Annotated in this window: 8 protein-coding genes; 7 read left to right on the forward strand and 1 reads right to left on the reverse strand. The window is 64.5% G+C overall.

Going from position 1 to position 9,292, the window contains the following annotated elements:
- The 5 genes from HMPREF0591_RS25830 to HMPREF0591_RS25850 all read left to right on the forward strand — a co-directional run.
- Positions 1-286: integrase core domain-containing protein (locus HMPREF0591_RS25830; protein WP_157137581.1), on the forward strand; the 286-nt coding region annotated here is incomplete at its 5' end.
- 945 nt (positions 287-1,231) lie between these two features.
- Complete coding sequence (locus HMPREF0591_RS25835) at positions 1,232-2,149, forward strand: tyrosine-type recombinase/integrase (RefSeq protein WP_083802064.1); 918 nt, start codon at positions 1,232-1,234, stop codon at positions 2,147-2,149.
- A 115-nt stretch (positions 2,150-2,264) separates the two neighbouring features.
- Positions 2,265-3,329, forward strand: a complete 1,065-nt coding sequence (locus HMPREF0591_RS25840) for a tyrosine-type recombinase/integrase (protein ID WP_050790142.1) — start codon at positions 2,265-2,267, stop codon at positions 3,327-3,329.
- A 50-nt stretch (positions 3,330-3,379) separates the two neighbouring features.
- Positions 3,380-5,806: a tyrosine-type recombinase/integrase gene (locus HMPREF0591_RS25845; protein WP_157137567.1), complete on the forward strand. Its 2,427-nt coding sequence runs from the start codon at positions 3,380-3,382 to the stop codon at positions 5,804-5,806.
- The gene (locus HMPREF0591_RS25850; protein WP_007171684.1) at positions 5,803-6,408 is read left to right on the forward strand and encodes a hypothetical protein; all 606 of its coding nucleotides are present in this window, start codon (positions 5,803-5,805) and stop codon (positions 6,406-6,408) included. The genes HMPREF0591_RS25845 and HMPREF0591_RS25850 overlap by 4 nt, the downstream gene beginning before the upstream one ends.
- Here the strand turns inward: HMPREF0591_RS25850 and HMPREF0591_RS25855 are convergent.
- Complete coding sequence (locus tag HMPREF0591_RS25855) at positions 6,390-7,418, reverse strand: tyrosine-type recombinase/integrase (RefSeq protein ID WP_007171685.1); 1,029 nt, start codon at positions 7,416-7,418, stop codon at positions 6,390-6,392. The two genes, HMPREF0591_RS25850 and HMPREF0591_RS25855, sit on opposite strands and share 19 nt — an antisense overlap.
- Before the next feature lie 230 nt (positions 7,419-7,648).
- Between HMPREF0591_RS25855 and HMPREF0591_RS25860 the strand changes: the two genes are divergently transcribed.
- Together HMPREF0591_RS25860 and HMPREF0591_RS33285 are read left to right on the forward strand one after the other, a co-directional pair.
- Entirely contained in the window at positions 7,649-8,638 is a 990-nt protein-coding gene (locus HMPREF0591_RS25860) for an NAD(P)H-dependent flavin oxidoreductase (protein ID WP_040624080.1), read from the forward strand.
- Between the two features lie 118 nt (positions 8,639-8,756).
- Positions 8,757-9,292 (forward strand): alpha/beta hydrolase (locus HMPREF0591_RS33285; RefSeq protein WP_007171687.1); only part of this gene is annotated, 536 nt, incomplete at its 3' end.

Below are 9,292 nucleotides of genomic sequence, written 5' to 3' on the forward strand. Positions count from 1 at the left end.
CAGGTCACGGAGATTCGTGCAATCTCTGAGCCGCCACGAGATGGTCGGGTCAATGGGCCGGGTCGGCGCGGCCGGCGACAACGCCGCCATGGAGAGCTTTTTCAGTCTGCTGCAGAAGAATGTTCTGAACCGCCGGCGCTGGGACACTCGGGCCGAACTCCGGATCGCCATCGTCACGTGGATCGAACGGACCTACCACCGGCGCCGGCGTCAGACCGGCCTCGGGCGGTTGACCCCCATCGAATTCGAAGCAATCATGACCACACCGGCCAGTCAGGCCGCGTGACCGAAACTGTCACCTGATCGTGCAGCAGACCCGGGCATAACGATCAGCCCTCCACGCGATCGGATCTCCAGCGAGGCCATGTGTACGCGCAGCTTGCGGGTGTGTCCACGCGTGGCGCCAGCCGGCGCAGGCCGTCAGCCACCGGCGGAAATCAGTGCGGTGGGATCCCCGACGAACGCGACGGTGATATCCATACGCAGGGTCTACCCAACCCCGGGCGTCCAAAGTCGATGTGCATTAACGGGTCGGCGAAGGCGAACGACGGGCGCTGGTCGGGAGCCTGCACCTTGCAGCGCCCGTCGGGCGCGAGATGGGAACTTGGGATTGTTGGGGAATCAATAAGGTTGGCGTCAGGTTTTCTGGCGGGTTTCTGCGGTTTCGACGAGCCCGCCAGCAGAGGCTGTGGATCAGGCGTCCACCGCCCCGGCCACAGCCCTGATTTCGGGTGCGCCGTTATACGTGGGACGTGAAGCTGGAGTATTGACCTCGGTACCATACGGGGGTAGTGTTAACTACATCAAAAGATGTTGGTCTGATGCCGCTGTATCCGCCGGCTAGCACGTGCGGTGGTTGCGCCCAACTCGACGGCCTTGAGGCGTATCGAGTTGCAGATGCGACGACTATCACCGGTAGGTGAGACCTAAATGATCATCAAGGTACTGGTCAGCGCTGCTATAGCTATCGGCTCCGTCGGGGAAGCCGCACCGGCCAGTGCCGACCCGAGTCCGTTCGGCACCCTCAGCTGTAGCTGCCAAGACACAGCTCCAGCGGGCAGCCCAGCCCTAGGGCAAGAGACAGACCGAGGTCTGCGGGAGGGGTTGTCTGCCTGGTTGCCAGGACATCAAGCCGAGCCAGCGAGATAAACCCGGCCCCCGAACCCTTCTCATGCTGCATTTTTTCGTGGATAACTGCTGATATCCATCAAACAGGTGCCATGCTAGGGCGGTGCCTAGGACTGAGCCACGTGACAGGCCCTCCCCTGTCGCGTACCCGGGCTGGTTCACCGATTTCCTCGCTGATCGGGCGATTCGCAAGCCATCGCCGCACACCGCAAAGGCTTACCGCCAAGATTTCGAAGCGATCGCGATGCTCATGGTCGGCTCTGGCGAAGGCATCCTGACCTTAAGAACAACCGAGCTGACCAAAGAACATTTGCGCGCGGCGTTCGCGCTCTACGCCGAGACGCACTCGCCGGCCTCGATTCGGCGGTGCTGGTCGACGTGGAACGTGTTGTGCACCTACTTGTTTATGGCCGAGCTGCTTGACGCGAACCCTATGCCGCTCATCGGACGTCCGAAGGTGCCCAAATCCCTTCCCAAGAGCTATCGCACCGAAACAGTCACTCAGCTGGTCTCCGCGATCGACTCCGGTCGAGATTCCACTCGTCGTAACGCCTGGCCGGAACGCGACCGCGCCATCGTTTTCACCGCCCTACTGGCCGGCTTGAGAGCCGAGGAGCTCATCGGCGCCGACGTCGGTGACATCCGCCGAACGGACGATGGCGGCGGCGTGTTGCACGTCCGCGGCAAGGGCAATAAAGACCGTCGAATCCCCGTCAGTGGAGAGCTTCTCAAGGTCGTAGAGAAGTATCTTGAAAGCCGCGCTGCCCGATTCCCGCAGTCGCGGAGAAGATCACAGGGGTCTGATGCGCTGACCGACTTCTCTCCCAAGGCCCCGTTATTTGTGGGAGCAGACGGGGAGCGGATCACCCGCGGCACCCTCCAGTACCGTATCTTGCGTGCCTTCAAGGCGGCCGGCATCGACAGCGAACGGTCATCAGGCGCCCTTGTACACGGGTTGCGCCACACGTTTGTTATCTGTACTGCTTCCGACCGCATGAGGTACGTCGGTTCAGCGGCCTGACACGCCGGTGCCTTACGAATATCCGGTAATTCGAGGCACGACAGTTACGTTGGGTGCGATGACATCGTTTAGGGCCGAACGGGCGGTCTCGCCTCTCGACGGATCCCAACTGTGGGTGATCCTCGATTCCGAGTTGGTGATGCACCGGGAAGCCAGTAACTTCTTGCGCACGTTGCATGGAGCGGACCGTTCGCCGCACACGATCCGCGTCTATGCCGGCCGGGTCGCAGCCTTCCTCGGGTGGTGCGCCGAGCAAGGGGTCGAGTGGTCCTCGATCAGCTTGGCGAACTTGGCGCGTTTCAAACACTTCCTGGCGGTAACGCCGCACCGAGGCGGGCGGCTGCGCTCGGGTACGACGGTCAACGCCACGCTCACCGCGGTGTGCGAGTTTCTGCGATTCTGCGCCAGAACCGGGGTGATCGAGCAAGCCGTGGCCGACCGGTTGGCCGAGCCGCGTTGGCTGCGGTTCACCCCGGCCGGCTTCGATGCTGGCGAGTCCGGCCAGTTCCGCATGGTGCGAGCGCGGATGCTCAAGGCCAGGGCGCAGGCAACTTTTCCGGAGGCGCTGAGCGCCGAGCAGTCCCAACGGGTCCTGGCATGTTGTCGACGGCCTCGAGAACGCTTCATCGCCACGCTGATGCATGAAAGTGGGTTGCGAATCGGGGAAGCCCTGGGACTGCGCAGGGGTGACCTGCACCTGCTTCCCGACTCTCGCACGCTGGGTTGCGCGGTGCTGGGCGCTCACATTCATATTCGCCATCGAGCCAATCCCAATGGGGCATTGGCCAAGTCGCCGTTTCCTCGAAGCGTGCCGACCAGCCAGGCCGTGCTGTCAACCTACGCCGACTATCAGTTTGAGCGCAGCGAAATCCTCGGTGAGGACGACTGCGACATGGTGTTCGTCAACCTCTACCACCAGCCGCTGGGTGCACCGATGACCTATCGCGCGGCGAAAGCGTTTTTCGAACGGCTGGCCACCGAGTGCGGTTTTGCGGTGCGACCGCATATGTTTCGGCACACCGCGGCCACGAACTGGGTGCGCGCCGGAGTTGACCTCGATGTCGTACAGCGGCTATTAGGTCACGCCGCACTAGGATCGACCGCTGTGTATCTGCATGCCAGAGACGAGGACAAACGCCGAGCCGTGGAGGCCGTTGCCGCCGGGGAGCACTACCGGTGAGCACATCGGCGTTGCGTCCCACGGGTGGCGTCGACGCCGATCGAGGGTCGGTGAGCGACGCCGGCTGGCTGGAATGGCTGTCTACCCGTATCGATCCCGCGTGGCGACCGGGTGAGTGGGACGCAGGGGTGTGGTTGTTCACCGGCGATTTGGACAGCGAACGCACAGCTGCGTGGCGCTGTCGTTCTCCGGGCTGTCCCATACCGACACGGACCTACAACGGCCGCTGCTTTGGTTGTCGGCATGCCCTGTCCGCTTCTGGTGTCTCTGAGGAGGAGTTCGATCGGCATCCCCGCCGTCGATCGACTCGCCTGGTTGCCCCGGGCGTGTGTACGGTGCCCGGCTGCGAGTGCGAGCGGGACTGTCGTGGCTTGTGCCGGCGGCACGCGCTGGACTGGCGCAAGGCTGGCGGCGGGCCGGTGCAGGTGTTCATCGCCTCGGCCCAGCCGCTGCGGCGCCGCGCGTCGTGTGTGGTGGCCGGCTGCGCCCGTGAAGGCGTCGCCCGGCACGGATTATGCAAGTTTCACGGCATTCGGCTATATCGGGAGCGCGGCGGCGCTCGGCCCTCGCGCGAGGAACTGGCTGCATGGATAGCAAACGAGAAGCCCAGGATCGCCGGCCACCAGTTTTACTTGGCTGACCTACCGGAGCTGGTGCGACTTGAGTTGCTTTATGCGCTGCAACGCCGCGACGAGGCGCCACCTTCGCTGGACCCGGTGCAGGTGCGCATCCTCATCAGCCGCTTAGAAGGGGCCAGCTCGGTGCGCCGCGCCGATCCCGAAGCGGTGTGTGAAAGCGGTGGCGTGCAATACAACGGGACCATCAAGGGCCTCTACCGTGACCTTCGCCGGCATCTGGAACGGGCCTGGACTCAATACAGCGGCACCGATCCCTATGCCGGTGATGTGTGGCATCTCGAGCTGCTGGATTTGCAGTCCAATGGTTCGCGCCGCTGGCCGGCTACCAAGGGCACCGTCGACTTCGGTGCGGTCGAGTTGGGTTGGTTGCGTGAGGTGCTCAAGGACTGGGCCCGTAGCACCCGTCCCTACGTGCAAGGGCTGCGGCAAGCGCTGCGGGCCTGCCAGGTGGGCTCCCAAGCGCTGGTGGCATCCGGGCGCGCGGACCCGGCCAGCTTGGGCGCGGGTGACTTCGTGTTCGTCGAGCAGGCCATCGCCGAACACCGCCGCGCCGATGGCTCTCTGTACTCCGCGAAATACCGCATTCAGCTGCTGCGGGTGTTTGACCAGGTGATCGAGCACGGCCGCACCAACGCGCTGATGAGCCAGGTGCCCGACCCGTTCCGGCCCTCGCAGCGCCGTTACCGGCTGATCGAGGAAACCAACGAGGAACAGTTGGGCAAAGCGCTGCCCGAGAAGGTGATTCGTCAACTCGACCAGCATCTATCCCTGTTGGGCCCGACAGGGCCAAACGGTTCGATGAGCGCCGCGGACCTGCGGGCAATGCATCAGACCATCTACCAGATCCTGCGTGACACCGGCCGGCGCCCCGGTGAGATCGTGAGCCTCAAGATCGGCTGCGTTGAGGTGATCGACGGCCAACACAACTTGATCTATGACAACCACAAGGCTGGCCGGCTGCGTCGACGTTTGCCGATTACCGCCGAGACCGCCGACATCATCACGGCCTGGCAGCAGCGCCGCGCACAGCTGCTCACCGCGCCGTCGACCCGCCAGTGGCTGTTCCCCTCCCCGCTGCTGCGTGCCCGCCAGGCTCGCGGTCACCTGATCGCCTCCAGCATCGGGGTGTCGTTTCGGTATTGGACAGAATCGATCCCCAACATCGACGGCGAACTGCTGGGCCCCGATGGGACCCCGCTACCGTTCGACCGCTCTCTAATCACCCCATATGTGCTGCGGCACAGCTACGCTCAGCGCCACGCCGACGCCGGCGTACCCGTCGACGTGCTCAAGGAGTTACTCGATCACCGCTCGATCACAGCGACGATGGGCTACTACAAGATCACCTATAAGCGCAAGCAGCAGGCTATCCGCACCGTGGGATCCTTGGCCGTAGACGCCTCGGGCAACCCGAGTTCGTTCGCCGACCCGCTGGCCTACGAACGGGCCTCGGTGTCGGTGCCGTTCGGCAACTGCACCGAACCCTCCAACGTCAAAGCCGGCGGTGGTGCCTGCCCGATCAGATTCCAGTGCGCGGGCTGCGGCTTTTATCGCCCGGATCCCTCCTATCTTCCCGTGATCGAAGAACACATCCACTCGCTCAAGGCCGACCGAGAAACCGCCCGGGCGATGGAAGCCGCTGATTACGTGATCGCCAACATGAGCAGCGAAATCGACGCATTCACCCGCGTGGTCGACACCTTGCGCCGGCGCCTCAGCGAACTTGACCCCGAGCAGCGCGCCGAGATAGACGACGCCAGCCGGATCCTGCGCCGCGCCCGCGCCGCCCGGCGCATCCCAATCACCGCCGTGTCCACCTCGGGCAGACAAACCGGATGAGCACCGCCGCGGCCAACCAGGCTCGCGCCGCAGCGCTGAAAGCGGCCCGCGCCAAAGACAGTGAGCTCAAGCGGCGACGGACACTGGCCGCTCTTGAGGCGATGGAAGCCAGCGGTGCATCGATCACCTTCACCGCGGTGGCCAACACCGCCGGGGTGTCCACCTGGCTGGTCTACGCCCCAGGAATCCGCGAACACATCGACGCCGCTCGAGGTCGCCAGGCAGACCACCGCGCCGCCCCGATGCCAACGCCGTCGGGCACACACAGCACGACACCGGCCAGCCTTCGCACCGACCTCGCCATCGCCCGAGATCAGATCAAAACACTGCGCGCCGAGCGTGACAAACTCCAACAGCGCCTGCGCCTGCAACTCGGCGCCGAAATCGAGGCACCCGATCGAGCGCATCTGACCGCACGCGTCGCCGACCTAGAAACCGTCAACCGTCGACTCGTCGCCGAGCGCGACGCTCGCACCATCGAAACCGACACCGCCACAAGGCATATTGCCGAACTGCAAGACGAACTCAGCGCCGCGCGAGAAAGCCTGCGACGCGTCATCAAATCCCAAAACCGCACACCAGATCAAGACAGAAGGCCGTAGAGCGGGTTTCGAGCTGCCGCAGCACGATTTTCGGCGCCGGCACCGTCGACGTAGCGCTGCGATGTCACCATCGACTCATGTCCGAGCAGCTTCATCAGTACATAAACACTAGTGTCGCTATTCGCCAGTTGTGTAGCGAACTCGTGCCTGAGTGCGTGGACCATGGCGCCGCGCGCGCGTTGACTGTTCAAGCCCGCCTTCTTAAACGCCCGAAGCACCCGGTATTGCAGGACACCGCGGGTAATTCGGTCGCCGGTGCTGCCGACGAATAGGGCCGCGGTCGTCGGCCACGCCCCGATACCGACACTCGCCCCTCGACGCTTCGTGTCGGCGGGGAATCGGACTGCCCGGGAGTCCAAATAGGTTTCGAGAACCTTGATTAGCGCCTCCTCCACCGGGATTCGGCGATCCTTATTGCCCTTACCACGGACATGGATGACGCCGCCCTCGGTAGTGGTGCGGATGTCGCCGACGTTGGCGCGAAGCAGCTCATCGGCCCGCAATCCGGCCAGCACCGCGGTCAACACCAGGGCCGCGTCGCGTTCGGGCCAGTCGCTGCGCCGCTGGGAACCAGCGTCGGCATCGATCGCCGCCAGCAGTCCTGAGACGGTCTCGGTGCCAAGTCCTTTGGGCAGCGACTTAGGGACTTTGGGGCGACCGATCAACGGCATCGGGTTGGACGGGATGAGCTCGTCGGTGTAGAGGAAGGCGCACAACGTGTTCCATGTCGACCAACAGCGCCGGATCGATGCGGCCTCGTGGGTGGCGGCGTAGGCTGCGAACGCCGCGCTCATCGCCTCCTTGGTGATCGCGACTGGTGTCAGCTCGCCGATCCGTGCGCGGTCGCCGGCCAACAACTCGGCGATCGCGGCAAAGTCCTGCCGGTACGCTGTGACGGTGTGGGTCGATGGCTTGCGGACCGCGCGATCGGCCAGAAACGCCGAGAACCACTGCGGAAAGCCCGCTTCCGGGAACACGGGGTCATCCGACCTACGAGACGTCTTCACCATAGATCCAATGTTCGCACCAAGTTCGCGGATACCAGGGATCCGCTCGCTATGTCGGCCGTGTGGACAGACAACAGCCGGGCGTGGACCGCCATGGTGGCGGTCCCGGTTTGAGCTGCGTTAGCCGTGGGTTAGCCGCGGTCATCGGACCACCCGTTTCGCCAGTGGTGGCACCACCAGCGTCGCGCCCGGGGGTTGCTCGGCGGCGTCGGGTGTGAGCGATGATGTCGGCCATGACGTTATCCACGCCGTTCACGAAATTCTTCTGTTTGCGACACCCAATTGCTCTTGCGCCGATGGGCGGATCGGCGGGCGGCGCATTAGCGGCAGCCGTCTCCAACGGCGGCGGCTTGGGACTAGTCGGCGGTAGCATGGAACCCGTCGACTGGGTCGAGGCCCAACTCGTGATCGCGGCCGAGCAAACCGATAAGCCGTGGGGTGTCGGATTTCTGTCCTGGGCGGCCGACGTCAACACTGTGAAACGGGCGCTGCGACACCAGCCGCGGGCGGTCATGCTGTCCTTCGGCGACCCACGACCGTTCATCGGACCCATTCGAGACGCTGGTGCCGCGCTGATCATCCAGGCCACTGACCTCGATGAGGCCCGAGAAGCTGTGGACATCGGCGCCGATGTCATCGTTGCGCAGGGCACCGAGGGCGGCGGTCACGGCGCCCGCCGCGGACGCTCGACACTGCCCTTCGTCCCGGCAGTTGTCGATCTGGCCTCTCCGACGCCGGTGCTGGCCGCCGGCGGGATCGCTGACGGGCGCAGCCTGGCTGCCGCATTGACGCTCGGGGCCGCGGGCGTGTTGATCGGGACTCGCTTTCAGGCCGCGATCGAGGCACTGGTCGATCCGGCGATCACCAAGGCGATCCTGGAAGGCCACGGACAAGACACCCAACGCAGCACGGTGCTAGACATCGCTCGCGGCGCCCCATGGCCAGCAAAATACCCCGGCCGCTCCCTGGGCCATCCTTTTCTCGAGCAGTGGCGGGGCCGAGAAGCCGAACTGGCTGCGGATGAAGCGGCCAAGCGCGCCTATCAGCAGGCGGTGGCCAGCGGTGAATTTCCGCCGCAGCCGGTATGGGCCAGCGAGGCTTTGGACCTAATCAACGACATCCAGCCGGCGGCCGACCTTGTCGACGCTCTCGCGACGCGGGCCGAGGAAGCACTGGCTCGAGCCAGCTCAAGCACCGGCAAAACAGAAGCGACATACCGGTGATCAGTAGCCCGTCGAAGGACCGTGGCCGGCTGGCGCGTTGGGCCCTGGCATCTGTGGTCGTTGCGGCGTTGACTGGTTGTGATACCTAGGCCGCCGCCCGATAAGGAGTTGTGAGGATATGACCGCCGCCGACATGAACGTCGAAACTGTCCAAGTCAAGGCCCTGTACTGGGATATTGCCGCCGATATCCACTTTCCACCCGGCTTCGACGACTCGTCGAAGTACCCGGCGATCGTCAGTGCACACCCGATTGGCAGCTGTAAGGAACAAACGTCGGGCAATGTCTACGGCACCGCGTTGGCCGGCGAAGGATTCGTCGTCATCGCTTTCGACGCCAGCTTCCAGGGCGCCAGCGGCGGGGAACCGCGCTTCCTCGAGGACCCCACCTTTCGGGTGAAGGACTTCAGCCACGTCATCGACCACCTCGTCACCCTGCCGTATGTGGACGAAAACCGGATCGGGGTGCTCGGCATCTGCGGCGGCGGCGGATACGCCGTCAACGCCACCATGACCGAACGGCGCATCAAGGCTCTCGGCACCGTCACCGGCGTCAACTACGGAAAACTGTTTCTCGAGTCGTTCACGGACTACGCGCCCCTCGCGGCCCTGGAGGCAATGGCCGCGCAACGCACCGCCGAGGCCCGCGGTGCAGA

Origin of the sequence: Mycobacterium parascrofulaceum ATCC BAA-614, from assembly GCF_000164135.1 — a bacterium.
Lineage (GTDB): Bacteria > Actinomycetota > Actinomycetes > Mycobacteriales > Mycobacteriaceae > Mycobacterium > Mycobacterium parascrofulaceum.

Coding starts and splice junctions, on each gene's coding strand:
- HMPREF0591_RS25855 (WP_007171685.1), bottom strand. CDS start 7,418: ATGGTGAAGACGTCTCGTAGGTCGGATGACCCCGTGTTCCCGGAAGCG.
- HMPREF0591_RS25850 (WP_007171684.1), top strand. CDS start 5,803: ATGAGCACCGCCGCGGCCAACCAGGCTCGCGCCGCAGCGCTGAAAGCG.
- HMPREF0591_RS25860 (WP_040624080.1), top strand. CDS start 7,649: ATGACGTTATCCACGCCGTTCACGAAATTCTTCTGTTTGCGACACCCA.